11 protein-coding genes and 2 tRNA genes are annotated in these 18229 nt (G+C 30.4%); 5 read left to right on the plus strand and 8 right to left on the minus strand.

All coding sequences use genetic code 11. The annotated features are described in order from the left end of the window. Window positions 1-21 precede the first annotated feature (21 nt). From FZC35_RS01025 to FZC35_RS01035, 3 genes are all read right to left on the minus strand, one after another. Window positions 22-95 (minus strand) — tRNA-Arg (locus FZC35_RS01025). Between the two features lie 8 nt (window positions 96-103). After that, window positions 104-185, minus strand: a tRNA-Leu gene (locus FZC35_RS01030). Window positions 186-496: 311 nt separating this feature from the next. Beyond that, window positions 497-1591, minus strand: coding sequence for a UDP-N-acetylglucosamine--N-acetylmuramyl-(pentapeptide) pyrophosphoryl-undecaprenol N-acetylglucosamine transferase (locus tag FZC35_RS01035; RefSeq protein WP_148980810.1), 1095 nt, complete (start codon window positions 1589-1591; stop codon window positions 497-499). Window positions 1592-1613: 22 nt separating this feature from the next. Between FZC35_RS01035 and aspS the strand changes: the two genes are divergently transcribed. Then, window positions 1614-3356 carry an aspartate--tRNA ligase gene (aspS, locus tag FZC35_RS01040; RefSeq protein WP_148980811.1) on the plus strand — a complete coding sequence of 581 codons (1743 nt, stop codon included), beginning with the start codon at window positions 1614-1616 and terminating at the stop codon, window positions 3354-3356. A 123-nt stretch (window positions 3357-3479) separates the two neighbouring features. On the opposite strand, the gene FZC35_RS01045 is transcribed toward aspS, so the two are convergent. Continuing rightward, window positions 3480-5384, minus strand: a complete 1905-nt coding sequence (locus FZC35_RS01045; protein WP_148980812.1) for a leucine-rich repeat domain-containing protein — start codon at window positions 5382-5384, stop codon at window positions 3480-3482. A gap of 335 nt (window positions 5385-5719) precedes the next feature. On the opposite strand from FZC35_RS01045, the gene infB reads away from it, so the two are divergent. Both infB and FZC35_RS01055 read left to right on the plus strand, forming a co-directional pair. Continuing rightward, window positions 5720-8803, plus strand: coding sequence for a translation initiation factor IF-2 (gene infB / locus FZC35_RS01050; RefSeq protein WP_148980813.1), 3084 nt, complete (start codon window positions 5720-5722; stop codon window positions 8801-8803). 1087 nt (window positions 8804-9890) lie between these two features. Beyond that, entirely contained in the window at window positions 9891-11228 is a 1338-nt protein-coding gene (locus FZC35_RS01055) for a hypothetical protein (protein WP_172618990.1), read from the plus strand. Between the two features lie 466 nt (window positions 11229-11694). Here FZC35_RS01055 and FZC35_RS01060 read toward each other — a convergent pair whose 3' ends face one another. After that, window positions 11695-11859 (minus strand): leucine-rich repeat domain-containing protein, encoded by a 165-nt coding sequence (locus FZC35_RS01060; protein WP_148980815.1) that lies wholly within the window; start codon window positions 11857-11859, stop codon window positions 11695-11697. Between the two features lie 126 nt (window positions 11860-11985). On the opposite strand from FZC35_RS01060, the gene FZC35_RS02955 reads away from it, so the two are divergent. After that, entirely contained in the window at window positions 11986-12894 is a 909-nt protein-coding gene (locus FZC35_RS02955; protein ID WP_148980816.1) for a leucine-rich repeat domain-containing protein, read from the plus strand. Further along, the gene (locus FZC35_RS02960) at window positions 12875-13027 is read left to right on the plus strand and encodes a leucine-rich repeat domain-containing protein (protein ID WP_148980817.1); all 153 of its coding nucleotides are present in this window, start codon (window positions 12875-12877) and stop codon (window positions 13025-13027) included. Before FZC35_RS02955 ends, FZC35_RS02960 begins: the two co-directional genes overlap by 20 nt. A gap of 107 nt (window positions 13028-13134) precedes the next feature. Here FZC35_RS02960 and lysS read toward each other — a convergent pair whose 3' ends face one another. From lysS to FZC35_RS01085, 3 genes are all read right to left on the minus strand, one after another. Then, window positions 13135-14664, minus strand: coding sequence for a lysine--tRNA ligase (gene lysS / locus FZC35_RS01075; RefSeq protein WP_172618991.1), 1530 nt, complete (start codon window positions 14662-14664; stop codon window positions 13135-13137). A 34-nt stretch (window positions 14665-14698) separates the two neighbouring features. Beyond that, a complete protein-coding gene (locus FZC35_RS01080) occupies window positions 14699-16258 on the minus strand; it encodes a leucine-rich repeat domain-containing protein (protein ID WP_172618992.1) in 1560 nt (519 codons plus the stop codon). 239 nt (window positions 16259-16497) lie between these two features. Beyond that, window positions 16498-18225: a transglycosylase domain-containing protein gene (locus FZC35_RS01085; protein ID WP_172618993.1), complete on the minus strand. Its 1728-nt coding sequence runs from the start codon at window positions 18223-18225 to the stop codon at window positions 16498-16500. Window positions 18226-18229: the final 4 nt, after the last annotated feature.

Genomic DNA, 18229 nt, shown 5'->3' on the forward strand with positions numbered 1-18229 from the left:
TTATTTTTATTGAAGTTTATACACGCCCGAGAAGAGTCGAACTCCTAACCTTCAAATCCGTAGTCTGACGCTCTGTCCAATTGAGCTACGGGCGCAGTCCAAATACCCACTGCCGGACTTGAACCAGCACGACCATAGGTCTGCAGATTTTAAGTCTGCTGTGTCTACCATTCCACCAAGTGGGCTACAAACTAAATTGTAGTATTTTATGCAGAAAAAATCAATTAATTTTTTAGATTATTTTATATGTATAGTTTAAATATTATTATGAAATGAATTATATGCATAAAGTATTTATTGCTATTATGTCTTATTTATGTTTTTTGAAATCTTATTAAATAAGGAAAAGTTGAGAATTATATTATTTTAAATTTGATTAAATTGTTAATTAAATTGAGAAAGTTGATGGTTATGTATATTTTGAAAAATTGAGAAATTTAATAATTTATATAGTTTTTTATATTAATTTACATGATTTTTTGTAATATTGAAGATTTTATTTATCATTTGCATGATTTTCGTTATATATAATTTTCGCCGCAAACAATCCTCCATGAACTGGCATCCATTTTCCAAGCGCTTCTGATTTTTGCTGAAGCTCTGAATTTATATTTGCATTTGAAGAATTTGATAATTTTTCATTTTTTATTTGCTTTTGTTCCATTTCATTCATTAAGTTAGTTATGAAATTTTTTAAATAGCTAGCGGTAAATTCATGCTCTGGAGCCCACCATCCTCCTCCGCTGTTAGTCCACCATTGAGCATTGTATTTTTGATGATTATCTTTTGCATTTGCCCATGGAATTAATAGCCCTGGTCGCATAGAAGCTGTTAGATCGCTAATAGTTCCCATTCCTGCTCTTGCAATAACCAAGTTGCTCCATGGAAGAGCTTTAGAGGTGTCTACAAATTCTTCCAATACAACTTTTTTCAATTGAATTTCTTGATAAGATTTTGCAAAATAATTTTTATCCTCACCAACTTGTTGATGTATGCTTATTCTTTGCAAAATTTCTTTTGGTAAATTATGAAGAGCTGATGGGATCACTACTTTCCAAAATGCGCTTGATAAACTTCCTCCCATAATTAGGATTTTCAGTTCATTTTCAGTTTCTATTGGGTAGGAGATTATATTTGATCTTGGAATCAATCCTACGCACTCTGCTTTTTGATGATGGATTGCATATGAAGTTGTGAAGATTTTTTTCGCCATATAGGAAAGTAATTTATTTGCTTTTCCTATTAATTGATCTGCTTGATACAAATAAAGAGGATTTTTCATAACCCAAGCCATTATGCAAGTTGGAAGAGAGGCGTATGATCCAAATCCTACAACAGGACTCTTTTTATATTTTTTTAGCTCTTTCCAACTTTTTATAAAACTTTTCACGAAGCTATACATGTTAAATAAAATGTTATTTTTTACAGGCAAAACATGTATTTCATCGAATAAATTCTTATCTATGTATTTTTCTCCACGCTTGTCTGTGAAGATGATTTTGCGCGTATTTACATAGTATGCCATGCCATTTGCAGCAAATACATGACCAGCAGTTCCTCCTGCTACGAATATAGTTGTTGAGTTTTTCATAAAATAGCCTTATTTTTTCAGTATGTCAAAAAAACAATACAGAAGCAATTATTGCATGGACTTAAATTCAGACTATATAGACAAAGAAGTTAAATTAGCAGGATGGATTAGAAAGAAAAGAGATCATGGAAATATGATTTTCATAGATTTGAAAGATCATACTGGGGTTGTTCAATGTGTCATTGATACAAAAAATGAAAACTTTGAAAACATTAATCAGCTGTCTGTTGAAAGTGTTATTTCTTTAGAAGGAAAAGTTATTGCAAGGCCAAGCGACTCTATAAATGATGGATTAGAGTCAGGAAAGGTGGAGATTGATATTAAAAAAATAACCATTTTATCTAAAGCTCAAACATTGCCTTTTGCTATGCATCAAGATGATTTAGGGGAAGAATTGAGATTGAAATACAGATTCTTAGATCTTAGAAGAGATGAGATGCAATATAGATTAAAGTTGAGATCAGATGTTATCAAGGAAATAAGAGAAATTATGGAAGAAAAAGGATTCATGGAAGTTCATACTCCAATTCTAACTTCAAGTTCCCCTGAAGGTGCGAGAGATTATGTTGTTCCAAGTAGATTGAATCCAGGGAAGTTTTATGCTTTACCTCAAGCTCCACAACAATTTAAGCAATTGCTGATGGTTTCTGGGGTTAGCAAGTATTATCAAATAGCTCCTTGCTTTAGAGATGAAGACACAAGAGCGGATAGAGCTCCTGGGGCTTTTTATCAGCTAGATATGGAAATGGCATTTGCAACTCAAGAGGAAGTTTTTGAAGTTATTGAAGATGTGATGTTTTCTGTGTTTTCTAAATTTAGATCAGATATGGAGATTTCCAATAAGCCATTTGTAAAAATTCCTTACAAAGAAGCGATTTTAAAATATGGAAGCGATAAGCCTGATTTGAGAATTCCATTTCATTATCATGATATTACTCATTTGTTTGCTGAGAATTGTCCAAAAATATTTAAATCTATTGTGGAGGGAGGGGGTAAAATTTTGATGCTTCCTGTGAAAGGTTTGAGCAATCAAACGAGGAAATTCTTTGATAGCATGCAGAAATTTGCTCAGGATCATGGGGCATTTGGTTTAGGTTATATGCTTGTTGGGGAAGGGAAAAGCGGCCCTTTAGCGAAGATATTATCTGATGAAGTTTCCAATGTTGTTAGAGAAAAAGCAGATGGAGCATTTTTTATTGCTGATTATGAAGTTAATTTGCCCAAATATGCTGGACCTGTATTGAAAAAAGTAGCAGAAGAAATGAATTTGATAAACAAAGATAAATACGAATTTTGTTGGATTATTGATTATCCTATGTATGAAATAAATGAAGGAAAATGGGATTTTTCACATAATCCATTTTCTATGCCTCAAGGAGAAATGAATGCATTTGAAAAGGACCCTGGAGAAATTATGGCCTATCAATATGATTTAGTTTGCAATGGAATTGAATTAACCAGTGGCGCGATTAGGAATCATGATCCAGAAATTATGTACAAAGCATTTGAAGTTGCAGGATATTCAAAAGAAGATGTTGATAGAGAGTTTGGCGCAATGATTAACGCATTTAAATATGGAGCTCCTCCACATGGTGGATCTGCGCCAGGAATTGATAGAATGATAATGCTGTTAGCTGATACTGAAAATATTAGAGAAATTATACCTTTTCCACTAAATCAACAAGGTCAAGATTTAATGATGAATGCACCTTGTGAGATTTCAAACAAACATCTTAAAGAGCTTGGAATTAAAATAGAAGAATAATTTTTCCACACATTTGTTCGCTTGGTGTTGCAATCATAGATTATGCAAGTATAGCTGATAGTAATAGATTATTTATATTCATATTGTATTATATCATACTTATTTTGATTTAATAAATATCTATTAAGATGAGATTGCAATATTTGAGAGCATCTTTTTTAGCTCTTCCAAACAATCCTTAGATTGTTCATCTAAAGCATTATAGCTTAATTCAAGTATTTGTAAGCTGCTCAATCCTTCAAATGCTACTTTTTCAAGTGAAGTGATTTGATTTCCTAATAGATCAAGGTCTGTCACACTACTCAATCCTGCAAATGCTCCTTGTTCAAGTAAAGTGATTTTATTATACGATAGATAAAGCTCTGTTAAGCTGCTCAATCCTGCAAATGCTCCTGGTTCAATTGAAGTGATTTGATTCCATGATAGATCAAGCTTTTTCAAACTACTCAATCCTGCAAATACTCCCGGTTCAATTGAAGTGATTTGATTTTCTGATAGAAAAAGCTCTGTCAAACTACTCAATCCTGCAAATACTCCTGGTTTAACTGAAGTGATTTTATTGCTATATAGATTAAGCTCTGTAAAACTACTCAATCCTGCAAATACTCCTGGTTCAATTGAAGCAATTTGATTTTCTGATATATCAAGCTTTATCAAACTACTCAATCCTGCAAATGCTCCTGGTTTAATTTCAGCGATTTTATTTCCTAATAGATTAAGCTCTGTCAAACTACTTAATCCTGCAAATACTCCTGGTTCAAGTGAAGTGATTTGATTGCCTGATAGACCAAGCTCTGTCAAACTACTTAATTCTGCAAATACTCCTGGTTCAAGTGAAGTGATTTGATTTCTATATAGACCAAGCTCTGTCAAACTACTCAATCCTGCAAATGCTCCTGGTTCAAGTGAAGTGATTTGATTGTCTGATAGATCAAGCTCTGTCAAACTACTCAATCCTGCAAATGCTCTTGTAATTGAAGTGATTTGATTGTCTGGTAGACTAAGCTCTGTCAAACTACTCAATCCTTCAAATGCCCCTGGTTTAATTTCAGTGATTTTATTGCTTATCAGAAAAAGCTCTGTCAAACTACTCAATCCTTCAAATGCCTCTGGTTTAATTTCAGTGATTTTATTGCTTATCAGAAAAAGCTCTGTCAAACTACTCAATCCTGCAAATACTCCTTGTTCAAGTAAAGTGATTTGATTGGCTGATATATCAAGCTTTTTCAAACTATTCAATCCTTCAAAAGCTCCTGGCTTAATTGAAGTGATTTGATTCCATGATATATCAAGCTTTGTCAAACTACCCAATCCTGCAAATACTCCTGGTTCAAGTGAAGTGATTTGATTTCCTAATAGATTAAGCGTTGTCAAACTACTCAATCCTGCAAATGCCCCTGATTCAAGTGAAGTGATTTTATTACACGATAGATCAAGTATTGCTAAGCCACTCAATCCTTCAAACATTCCTGGTTCAAGTGAAGTGATTGAACTGCGTGGAAGATAAAGCACTTCCAAACTATTCATGCTTCCTTTAGCTTCGTCATCATGCATAGAAATATACCTTATGCAAAAGTATGCTTTTTCTATAAATCTACCATCATGATCTACGTATTCAAAATTATTAACATCAATGTATTTTGCAAGACAGTGTTTCAATGAACTTGATGAATCAAATTCATAATTCAAATTATACATGTTTTCAGAATAATACGGATTATCTGGATTAATTTTATAGAAATCTCCTTTTTTTACTAAGAAAGAGACAATAATATTCATAATGTCTTTATTAATATTATCTTTTAAGTACGATGCTTCTTTACCCTTGCTTTTCGCTTTTAGATCAAACATAAAAGAAATAGCAAACTCTCTATTTCCCGATACAATTTCACGATCCTTATCATTCTCTTCTCTAACTTTTTGATATACTTCTATGTCTTCCTTCATCATAGCAATATCTTGATCACTTGGCGCTGCAACAATAGATTGCATGATTATAGTTGATAGCAATAATTTGTTTATATTCATCTTGTATTATATTATAATTTTTTATTGCTTGCAAATAATATAAAGTATGTTGCAAGTTGATAAATTATGCATTAATTACTCTATTAAGAGAATTATTTTAAATTTTTGTTATGTTTATTTCTTTTTTCATGCAAATGCAACTGTGTATTTCTATTTAAACAAGAATCTCAAGTAATTTTATAATTATTTCTTATATTGCTTTAAATACTTTGGATTATATATTTGTTAAAATTTATAATCAATATGCGCATTTTAGGAGAAAATTGCCTATATTTTTTTACGCCAAAAAACAAGTCTTTAGATTATTGTTATTTTTAGTTATGATGATTGGATAGATGAACTATACTGTAAAAGATAGAAATAATAACAAAGTTACCGTTGAAGTGAGAAAGAAATTCTCAAAATCGGGAACGACGGACTCTAAGAAATCTGGAGGATTTAATTCTCATGCCCAAGATAGAAGTAGAGTTTTGGAAGAAAGCTTTAATAAAGTTAGAGAAAATAGCATAAATAGATTTAGCTCTCCGTTTAGCGCAAAGAAAGAGGTTAATGTTAACAATGATAGCAGAAGCCAATCTAGCAGCGAAAACAAGAGCCCTGTTAGAAAGAGTCCTGTTAATAACGAAAGCAAGAATTCTTCTACTAGTGAAAATAGAAATTACTCTAATCGCCAGAAAAGTTATGCTGGAATAGATAGAAGCAAAGCTTATTCTGCTATTGGTAGTGAAAATAGGAGCTATGTTCGTAATAATAACTATGCTGGCCCTGGAAATAATAGAAGCTATACTGGTCCTGGTGAAAGAGGGTATGTTGGTAATCGAAATGATTCTAGTTCAAACAGGGTAGATAGAAATAAAAGCTATGTTGGAAATGATAGGCCTCCAAGAAAAGTAAATTTTAATCAAGAAGCTATAGGAAAAGTCACTGAAATGAAAAGAGATTTATTGAAAGGAGCTATGGGCAGCAGCTTAAATCCTTTGAATAAAATCTTGAATACAGGAGAGAAGAAAACAGAATTCAGAACTTATACTCCAAACAGATCTCAAGGATCATTTAACAGAAATAGACCTGATTCTGGAGGCAGATTTGGTCCTGGAAATAACAGATTCAGCAGCGGAGGCGGAGGATTTGGCGGAAACAGATTTAACAACAATGGCGGCGGATTCGGTGGAAATCGATTTAACAACAATGGCGGCGGAAATGGATTTGGTGGAAATCGATTCAATAATAGCGGCGGAGGCGGCGGATTTGGTGGAAATCGATTCAATAACAATAGTGGAGGCGGATTTAATAGGCCTGGCAATTTCCATAGAAAAGATGATAGCAGGCCATCATTTAGACCTGGCTCTGAATCTAGATTAAATGCTTTCAAATTATCAAAAGGAAGAGCATTTATACCATCTGATAAGAAGCCATTCCAGAAATCATTTTCTTCATTTGCTCCATCTTTTATGTCCAAGTCAAGCGAAGGAAGAAAGTTTGCTACTAAAAAGAAGTTTTTCAAGCAGGATGGCGATAAAAAGCAAAATAGATTTAGACAAGAAGAGGGTCCATCTGAAGAGAGATTTTCTCATCAATTCCTTGGAAAGATTAATTCTGCTGAGGATATAGAAATTGATTCAAACATGTACTTTAACAAGAGATTTAGAAATTCACAAAGAGTTAAAGATGCTGTAGTAAGAAATGTAGAAATTCCTTTTGAAGGAATCGATCCTATGAATCTTGCTAATCAAATGGCGGTTAAGTTGAATGTTCTTCATGCAAAATTAGAAAGCCTTGATCTATCTAAATCTGATATTATAGAACCTGAAATGGCTTTGATTATTGTTGAAGAAATGGGTCATAAAGCTGAAGTTATGACCAATAAAGATATGGAAATTATTCCAGATGTAGGGAATGAAGATGATTATGAGCCTAGATGTCCAATTGTTACAATAGTTGGTCACGTTGATCATGGAAAAACATCCTTGCTTGATGCGTTAAGAAAAACAAATATAGTTTCTGGGGAATCAGGCGGAATTACTCAAGCAATTGGTGCATCTCAAGTATTCTTAAATGAGAATAAATTTGTTACTTTTGTTGACACTCCTGGACATGAAGCGTTCACCTCTATGAGAGTTAGAGGAGTTGAAATTACTGATATAGTTGTTTTGGTTATTGCTGCAGATGACGGAATTAAAGATCAAACAGTAGAAGCTATTCAGCATATACAGAATGCAAAGGTTCCATTTATTGTTTGTTACACAAAAATTGATAAGCCAGATTCTAATATTGATAATATAAGGCAAAAATTACTTATTCATAACATAGTTGTGGAGTCTATGAGTGGAGAAATTCTAGAAGTAGAAGTTTCTGCAATGAAAAACAAGAACTTGGACAAGCTTTTGGAGATGTTGTTATTGCAAGCAGAAATGTTAGAGTTAAGAGGTAATAATAAGTGCAAAGCAAGTGGTATTGTGATTGAATCTAGATTAGATAGGCATAAAGGTCCAGTTGCAACTGTTTTGATTAAAAATGGTAAGCTTGATTACGCTGATCACTTTATTGTTGGTGATACATATGGAAAAATTAGAAATATGACATTGCCAAATGATAAAAAAACAAAATCTGCAACTACCTCTATTCCTGTAGAAATTATGGGTTTGAATGATGTTCCAAGTCCAGGAGATTTGTTAATTGAAGTTGATAGCGAAAAAGAAGCTAGATCGATTTCAGAATATAGAGTAAATTTGAAGAAGAGAGTTGTTGTTAAAAAGAAGGAGGTCGATATCTTGGCATATTTCAATGAAGAAAAAGCGAAAAATATTAACTTAATTGTAAAAGCTGATGTTGCGGGGTCTTTGGAAGCAATTGTTGCTGCTGTATCAAAGATTGAGTACGAAAGCATTGATATTAATGTTGTAGGAAAAGGAAATGGAGCCTTAACAGATAGTGATGTATTATTAGCTAAAACAAGTGATTCTACTATTATATGCTTTAAAGTTAATATTCCATCTTCAGTTGCTGGTTTGGCAAAAGAGCATAATATTAAAATCAAAAGATTTTCTGTTATATACGAGCTAATAGATTATGTTAAAAGTATGGCTGAAGGAATCCTCGCTCCAACAGAAGAAGAGAAAATTCTTGGAACTGCAGTTATTAAAGAAATTTTTGTTAAAAAGAAAATTGGAACTATTGCAGGATGTGGAGTTGAAGAAGGTATTATTAAGGTCAAGACAAAGGGAAGAGTTATCAGGAATGGAAAAGAAATTTACATTGGAGATATATTGAGCTTGAAGCAAAGACAATACGATAAAGTTGAAATTCCAGCTAACCAAGAATGTGGTATTATCATGGAAGGATTCACTGATTTCCATATTGGAGACCAAATTGAAAGCTTTATAATTAAAAATATCGCTAAAAAAGATATAGACGAATAACAGATAAAGTTCATAAATATGAATTTGATTGCTGAATTAGCAATTTCATAGACAAATTTATTGTCGAAGTAATTTAAAATCAATTTATTCATTAAGATTTCAGATAGAGATCAAAATTACATTTAAATTATACTGATACATAAGTCATATAATAGTATTGATATAGAAATTATATGCTTATTCATTTATGGCAAATAATTAGAAATAAAATCAAAAAATTCATTAAACAATGTTGTGAAATAAAATTTAAAACTTGAAATATTATATCAAAATGCAATATTGTTAAATCATTTAAAATATAAAATTACATTGTTTGGAAAAATATAGAAATCAAGATAAATTAGCAATGAATCTATTTGTAAAATATAAATTCTAAAGAAATTTAGAATTATATTTAAATTGCATTGATATAAAATTGTAGTTATTGAAGAAAATTCTGCTTAATGAGCAATGTAATAATTTATAATTAAGCACATAATTTAAAAAAGATGCAATTTGCAAAAATCAAAATGATGTATATCAATAATTAATAGCGCTTCTAATGATTAATAAATATACCAATAGTTATGATTGACAAATTATTATTTGGAAATTTTATTATAGTTATTTCTTAATTGCAAAATATTACTAATAATTAATTCAAATATTTTTTGTTTTGCATGGGTTTTCAAGTGGCTTAAAAAGCAATAGTTTAATAAATATTTATATGTTTAATTTTTATGTTGCAGTGATTTATAAGGTAGGGCAAGAAATATTTAAATATTAATGACTTTAATGTATAGTTGCATAGCAAATTTCTATTTAATTATATTTATACTTACTATTTATTTAAAAACTCAAAACTGTGTATAAATCCTACTTATTCTGTTGGTATTTGCTATTTATTATACATTTAAAACATTATTTATTTAAATTTGTTTAAAAACTAAAAAATCATATTAATGAATTTAGAAATTGAATGAAACAATCATTAATTTTTTATTTTTGCTTTGATTTAGGAAAGTGTTTGATTAAATTAATGCAGTCAAAAAACAATGCAATTCTTTAATGTGGAAAATATGCTTAGATTTGTTATAATAAAGTTACTATGAAATATAAACAAATAATTTTATCTATGATTTGCATGTTAAGCAGCGTAAATTCTGTTTTTGAAAAGCCAAAGCCATTTCAAAATACTGTAAAAGAATCTCAAGGAGATGGAAAAGATATAGCTGTCTTTTGCAATATGAATCTTATTCCAGATGATAAAGTTTTTATTGCAAAATTCATAAAAGCTTGGTCTGATAAATTGCATAATCTGAATGGAAGTATTGTTTTAAGAAATCTAAATAGCAATATAGATTTGCCTGATCTTGGCTGTGCTGAGTTGGTCATTTTTGATTATTTGCCAGAAAATAGTGGGGAAATGGGTTCATCTAATAATTTTTATAAGTATGTTGAGAATACATTGAGAGAACTTCAATACAAATCAGTTGTTTTTGCTAATAATATAGCTCCATTTGATATAGAATCTATGATTAACAGTGAATCTTTTAAATATTATAGGTTAGGATTCACCTTATCTCATGAATTTGATTGCATGGAATTTTGCTTATCTATGATAGATCTTACCAATAAATTTGATGATTTGAATGATACATATTTTAAAGCGATGCGCTATAATGAATCAATGCTCATTAAGTCCTTATTGAAAAAAGGCGTTGCCATGATAAATGAAAAAAATCATAAGTATAAACGCGTATGCAAAAAAGAGGGTGTTTTCAAATGCACTGATACTGATGGTGAAGTTGTAAGAAAATGCATGATTTCCTCTGATGAGAATGAGAAATTAATTTATGCAAAAGAATTATTCACAATTAATGGAAACAAATCTGTTATTAATGTGCTTGCTAAGAATGATTCATGGATCGAAGAAATGTGTAAGCAGGGCATGCTAGAAACTGTCATAGTTGATGATGAATTGTCTCTAAAAGCAAAGTTTGAAAAAATTACACAACAGTATGAAAATATGTTTTTATGTTATTTAGAAAATATTTTATTAAAATTTACTTATGAGCAAAAAGCAGAAGAAACATCTAAAAAAATATTAAAAATGAAAGATGAAAATGGCTTGATTGATAAAAGAGAGCATAGCAAAATATTAGATGAAGATATGCATGATATATCTGAAATTATGATTCCTTTTAAGAAAGAGCTTGCGCTTATATTTGATGAGAAATATGGAGATAAGGTTGATATTGATTCCTTTTCTTATCATTCTGATGAAGTAAAAGGAAAATTTTTTGAAGAATTAAAACGTATTGTAGCTGATATTATTGAAAGCATGAAGAAGTTAGCCAACTTACAAAAAAATTTAATTTTAGTTTCTGTATCAGATATAGATAACAAAATTAGCTTTATTGATAAAGTAATTGCTGAGCTTTAACAGTAAATTTATTTTATAATTCCATTGTTTAAATTTCAATAAGAATAGCAATTCACTATGCAGTGATGATTTTTTATTAGTGAGTAGAAATATTAATTTCAATACAAGCAAATTAAATTTATTAAAAATCAAAACTAGGAAATTTATTGCAAAATTTTTCATAAGCTTACACAATTTAATATAAATATGCTACTCATATAATGCATTGTAGTTTTTAAGTGGTTTATGATGAATTTTAATCTGGAATTTATTCTAAAATATATTCAATAATTGTAGATTTAACGAAATTATGCAACATTATGAAAAAGATGTTTTGATGTTATTTAGAAAATATTTTACTTTCAATTTATAAAATAATTCCTGGAGATTTGCAATATATAATTTGAATGAGATTATATGCGGACATGTCTTTCTTAGTTCTTCTAAATAATTTTTAGATTTATCATTAATAGCGTTTCGATCTAAATTAAGTATTGTCAAACTGCTTAATTCTTATAAGCATTCTCAGTTCGAATGAAGTTATTTTGTTATGATGCGGATCAATTGCTTCTAAATTCAACCCTTCAAATATTTCTGATTTAGTTGAAGTAATTTGATTATATGAAAGGTCAAGCATTGTTGCATTATTCATACTTTCTTCTGTTTTATCATAATGTATAGAAATATTTAATTTACAATTTTTCTTTTTGCATAATTTATAAATTTACAATATGGTTTATATTATTTATAAACAACAAAATTATAGGTATAATACAGTATGAATATAAATAAAATATTACTATCAGCTATACTTATGCAATCTATGGTTGCAGCACCAGATGAAGTAATGATTGATATGATGAAGGAAGACATAGAAGTATATCAAAAAGTTAGAGAAGAGAATGATGCAAATCATCAAGCTATTGCATTGAACAGAAAGAGTGTTCTTCCATTTATGTTTTGTGCAAGCAAAAAACAAGTTGCAATAGAAACAAAAGATGAAAGAGGGGTCATAACAAAAACTGAAGAGATTATTATATGCGAAGATAATGCAAAAGATGCAATTTCTTTTTTGATAGGAAAAGATCTTTTCTATAGAATTGACCCAAGTGATCCAAATTATGTAGAAAACGAAGAATATAAGCTGAGCTATCCATTTGATGCATTGAAGTATAGTCTTGCAAGCTATATTGATGTTAATAATTTTGAATACGTATATCATAATGGCAGATCTATGAAAAAAGAATACTTTGGCATGAAGTATATCTCTATGCATGATGATGAAACAAAAGAAAGCATGAAAGGTTTGGAAAAACTTGATTTGCGTAATGCGTTCATCACCTCACTTAAACCAGGAACATTTGTAGGATTAAGCTCTCTTGAATCAATTCTACTATATGGAAATCAAATCACTTCAATTGAACCAGGAGCATTTGTGGGGTTGGATAGTTTGAAACAAATTGACTTAAGGGCCAATAAAACCACCTCACTTAAACCAGGAACATTTGTAGGATTAAGCTCTCTTGAATCAATTCTACTATATGGAAATCAAATCACTTCAATTGAACCAGGAGTATTTGTGGGGTTGGATAGTTTGAAACAAATTGACTTAAGGGCCAATAAAACCACCTCACTTAAACCAGGAACATTTGTGGGATTAAGCTCTCTTGAATCAATTCTACTATAGTGGAAATCAAATCACTTCAATTGAACCAGGATCATTTGAAAAATTTAGCAATTTAACAAATCTTGATTTGGATTTCAATGCTCTAGATGATGAATCTAATAATTATTTAATGAAATCATTTACAAGAATATAAAAATCTAAAAATTAGATTGTAAAATGTAAATTCTAGTGTTTATTTTAATCAAATAAGTCGTAAATTTATTAATTTATAAAAAATTTCTTTCTATGCAAATAATTTAACTAGCTTATCTTGCTTTGAATTAATTTTATACTTTCTTCTTTTCCATATAATTCGAAGAATGGTCCTAATCTTGGACCTGTTTCTTCTCCAAATAAGACAGTATATATAATTTTAAACCAAGCTTTCAGATCTTCTATATCTCTATTTTCTACAGCTTCATTCCCTAATGCGTACAAATATGTTTGCATATCAAGTCCATTTGATAAATTAGGCATATTGTCCAAAAATCTCTGAAAATATTTATTCAACCAAGATGGAGCAGGAATTGATTCTGTTTTATGGTGCTCTGCAAATCTATAAACACACTCAACTAATTTTTCCTCTGTGTCATTTAATTGACCATGTTGCTTGATGATAAAACTTCTAAATGTATCATAATCAGGGCTTCTTAATCCTTTTTGAAGATTTAGCAGTAGAGCATATGACAAATTTGTTGATGATGGCAAATTACTTTCATTTTCATGAACAAAAAAGATTGGGTTATCATGTCTTCTATCATCATTTTCTGCAACTTGCTTATGATATCTATCTAAATCTTTCAAATACGCATCAACATATCTATGCAAATCCATAATGTCTAATCGCTTTGCTCGCTCTGGATTCAAGAACAAAAAATGCTTCATGCTGGCAATTGGAGTGAAATTTAGCCAATCTTCCAAACTAACTCCATTTCCTTTGGATTTGGATATTTTTTTATTATCCCCATCAAGAAAAAGCTCATAAACCATATTTAATGGAGCCTTTGAACCTAATGCTTTGCATATTGGTTTTGAAGCAGAAAAAGAATCTATCAAATCTTTTCCATACATTTCATAATCAACTTTTAATGCATGCCATTGCATTCCCCAATCCACTTTCCATTGCAGTTTACATTTCCCATCAGTTACTTCAGACTCAACTAATTCGCCTTCATCATAAAAAGTAATTTTACCTTCATCAACTTTATATTCCTCTATTTTAACTTCCAAAACCTTGCCACTTTTTTGTGAGATAGGAAGAAAAGGGCTGTATGTTTTTCGCCTTTCCTCTCCAAGAGTTGGAAGCATGATTTTTAGTATTTTTTCATGATTTTTCAAAGTTTTCAGCAAAGCTTCGTTGAATTCTCCAGGCAAATATTTATCACTAGATTTCACAACTTCAACATGTTTTGTTAATCCAAATTGTTCAATTAGTTTATTTAATTCATTTATGTTATGATCTGCAAAATTGTCACAACAATCAAATGCATCTGGAACTTTGAATAATGGCATTCCTAAGAATTGCTGTAAAAATTCTTGTTTTGGAAGATTGGAAGGAACTTTTCTGAATCCATCCATATTATCTACAAACACGATAATTTTCCCTTTGCATCCTAGAAATTCTAAAGCTCTTTGAATCATTCTTGTTCTGATTATTTCTGCAATTGTTCCAAGATGAGGTAATCCAGAAGGGCCATATCCAGTTTTTAATACAACAATTTTCGATTTATCATTTGATCTTTCATCAATTATTTTTTTTGCATTTTGCATAGGCCAAGAACGATAAGACATGCTCAATATTATCATTCATTATAGAGAAATACAATTAATTGCTTTCTTGATATAAAATTATAATACTTGTATCTTTGTCTTTTATATTTTTCAAACTTTGTTTAACTTTGTCATCTAAGTTGTTAGACATAATATTTAGCTCTTGCATATTTTTAAAATTTTTCATTTGAGATATTTTTTTTTCAATGCTTTGTATTTGATTTTCTTGCAAATAAAGCTTTATCAAACTACTTAATCCTGTAAATGATTTTAGTTTAATTGAAGTGATTTTATTTCCTGATAGATCAAGCTTTATCAAACTACTCAATCCTGCAAATGCTCCTGGTTTAATTTCAGCGATTTTATTTCCTAATAGATTAAGCTCTGTCAAACTACTTAATCCTGCAAATACTCCCGGTTCAATTGAAGTGATTTGATTTTCTGGTAGAAAAAGCTCTGTCAAACTACTCAATCCTGCAAATACTCCCGGTTCAATTGAAGTGATTTGATTTTCTGGTAGAAAAAGCTCTGTCAAACTACTCAATCCTGCAAATGCTACTTTTTCAAGTGAAGTGATTTGATTCCATGATAGATCAAGCTTTGTCAAACTACTCAATCCTTCAAATACTCCTGGTTCAAGTGAAGCAATTTGATTGTCTGATAGATCAAGCTTTATCAAACTACTCAATCCTTCAAATGCCCCTGGTTCAAGTGAAGTGATTTTATTGCTTATCAGAAAAAGCTCTGTCAAACTACTCAATCCTTCAAATGCCCCTGGTTCAAGTGAAGTGATTTTATTTTTTGATAGATCAAGCGCTGTCAAACTTTTCAATTCTTCAAATGCTACTTTTGCGATCGAAATGATTTCATTGCTTTTAAGATTAAGCTCTTTCAACTTACCTAATCCTGCAAATGCTCCTGATTCAAGTGAAGTGATTTGATTGCCTGATAGATCAAGCTTTGTCAAACTACTCAATCCTGCAAATGCCCCTGGTTTAATTTCAGTGATTTTATTACACAATAGATAAAGCTTTGTCAAACTACTCAATCCTGCAAATACTCCTGGTTCAAGTGAAGTGATTTGATTGTCTGGTAGACTAAGCTCTGTCAAACTACTCATACCTCTTTTCATTTTATCATCATGCATAGAAATATACTTCATGCCAAAGTATCCTTTTCTCATAGATATGCCATCATGATCTACGTATTCAAAATTATTAACATCAATGTATTTTGCAAGATAGTATTTCAATGAATCAAATGGATAGCTTAATTTATAATCTTCATTTTCTACATAATATGGATTGCTTGGATCAATTCTATAGAAAAAACCGTTTCCAATTAAGAAAGAAACAATAATATTCATAATGTCTTTATTGATATTATCTTTTAAGTACGATACTTCTTTACCTTTGCTTTTCGCTTTTAGATCAAACATAAAAGAAATAGCAAACTCTCTATTTCCCGATACAATTTCACGATCCTTATCATTCTCTTCTCTAACTTTTTGATATACTTCTATGTCTTCCTTCATCATATCAAGCATTACTTTATCTGGCGCTGCAACAATAGATTGCATGATTATAGTTGATAGCAATAATTTGTTTATATTCATTATGCATTCTATCATAACTTTATTAAGTTAGAAGAGAGATTAATTAATTGCGTTATCTGTCTAAATGCGTTTCAAATTGATTAAATTTACACTCCTTTAATTATAATTAATTTCCCAAAAATCCAATTTTAATTTCCCAAAAATCCAATTTTATACTTTATCATGCTACGAAAATAATGATCATTATTCTAAGAATTCTAACTATATTTCAAAAGCTTAACTTTGTATTTCTTATTGAATTAATTGTTTTTCTCTAAAAATCCAACTTTGTATTTTTTATTATCTTTGAAAAAATCATTCCACTCTTTTATTTCCTCTTCTGTTGGGTTTGTTTTCAATGCAAAATCTCTCCATGCCATGACGCTTGGATTTGGTCCAGGATTTAGTTTCATTGGTTTTAAATAATCATCATTTCCGCACCAAGTTCCTATTAGAAGGTTAGGGGTGAATCCCACAAACCAAAAATCTCGATATTCTTGAGACGATCCACTTTTTCCAGCAGCTGGGTACGAAAGTTTTATTCTTTTCCCCGTCCCTCTAGAAATGATTTGTTGCATAATAACTCCCATTTCTCTTGCTGTATCTTCTTCAACAACTTGATCTGATGACTCTTGAGATGATTCAAATAATACTTCATCATTTTCTTTATTTATTATTTTTTTGATTCCATATAATTGAAAATACTTGCCTTTGTTTGGGACAACTCCAAATGCTTTTACTAGCTCTAATAAACTTGCGCTTGAGCTGCCCAACGATACAGATAAATTATTAGGTATGTCATCTGATAGCTCTAATTCATGAGCAAGATCTATAATATCATCAATACCTATATGATGAGCCAATCTAACTGTTATTCCATTTATAGATTTTATTAACCCTTCTTTCATTGGCAAAAACCCTGATTCTTTGTGATAGTAGTTGCTTGGAGCCCATCCATTAATATTTGGACATGAATCATCAACAAGAGTTTCTGGGTTAATTCCATTTCTCAACGCTGAAAGATAAACAAAAAACTTAAATGCAGATCCAGTTTGTCGCATTGCTTGTGTTGCTCTATTGAATCCACCGCTAGAATAACTGACTCCTCCTACCATAGATTTGATTGCACCATGATGATCAGAAGCGATCAGAGAAATATGCTCAACATTCCATTTTTGCTGATTTTTGCTATGTGTATCTAATATTGTTTTATATGCATGCTGCTGCATATTTATATCTATAGTTGTAATAATTTCTAGATTTGCTTTCATGTCTATAATCCAGCTTGGTATTTGATTTCCAACAATCCAGTCTGTAAAATAATATATAGAACTATAATGTGTTTGATGCATTAAATGAGATTTATTTAGCAATGCAACTTCTTTTTGCTCATTAGTTATATATTCTTGCTCTACCATATTCTTTAAAGCGCTGTTTATTCTTATATTTAATTTTTCTTGATCAGATGCATATCTTGAAGGGGCTTGAAGCAAACTAACTAAGCATGCGCATTCGAATAAAGTTGCATTTTTTACTGATTTTCCAAAATATTTCCAACAAGCAGCATTTATTCCATAAGTTCTACTGCCAAAGTAAACTCTATTTAGATAAAAATTAACAATCTCTCTTTTTGTAAATTTTCTTTCCAATTTTAGCGCTAACATAGCTTCCCTTATTTTTCTTATATAGGATCTTTTTGGTATTTTCCCACTTTGATGAAGTAATAAGTTTTTTGCTAATTGTTGTGTGATTGTGCTTCCACCTTCAACAATTTTTTTAGATGATAAATTTTTAAAAAGCGCTCTAAAAATACTAAATATATCTATTCCAAAATGGTGAAAAAATCTCCTATCTTCTAAAGAAATCAATGCATTTATGAGATCTTGAGGCATTTCTTCCATCGAGATATCTTCATATTTAATATCTCCATATGTTGCGATTAAATTTTCTTTTTCATCTTTAAAAATTATGTAAGGCTCTAGATTCATCTGA

It is taken from the genome of Candidatus Cytomitobacter indipagum (assembly GCF_008189285.1).
GTDB lineage: Bacteria > Pseudomonadota > Alphaproteobacteria > CAJXXZ01 > 1604HC > Cytomitobacter > Cytomitobacter indipagum.

Bases quoted from the DNA above. Each gene is read 5' to 3' on its own strand.
- FZC35_RS01045 (WP_148980812.1), bottom strand. From the start codon at position 5,384: ATGAATATAAACAAATTATTGCTATCAACTATAATCATGCAATCTATT.
- FZC35_RS01055 (WP_172618990.1), top strand. From the start codon at position 9,891: ATGAAATATAAACAAATAATTTTATCTATGATTTGCATGTTAAGCAGC.
- FZC35_RS01085 (WP_172618993.1), bottom strand. From the start codon at position 18,225: ATGAATCTAGAGCCTTACATAATTTTTAAAGATGAAAAAGAAAATTTA.
- FZC35_RS01060 (WP_148980815.1), bottom strand. From the start codon at position 11,859: ATGAATAATGCAACAATGCTTGACCTTTCATATAATCAAATTACTTCA.
- FZC35_RS02955 (WP_148980816.1), top strand. From the start codon at position 11,986: ATGAATATAAATAAAATATTACTATCAGCTATACTTATGCAATCTATG.
- infB (WP_148980813.1), top strand. From the start codon at position 5,720: ATGAACTATACTGTAAAAGATAGAAATAATAACAAAGTTACCGTTGAA.
- lysS (WP_172618991.1), bottom strand. From the start codon at position 14,664: ATGTCTTATCGTTCTTGGCCTATGCAAAATGCAAAAAAAATAATTGAT.
- FZC35_RS01035 (WP_148980810.1), bottom strand. From the start codon at position 1,591: ATGAAAAACTCAACAACTATATTCGTAGCAGGAGGAACTGCTGGTCAT.
- FZC35_RS01080 (WP_172618992.1), bottom strand. From the start codon at position 16,258: ATGAATATAAACAAATTATTGCTATCAACTATAATCATGCAATCTATT.
- aspS (WP_148980811.1), top strand. From the start codon at position 1,614: ATGTCAAAAAAACAATACAGAAGCAATTATTGCATGGACTTAAATTCA.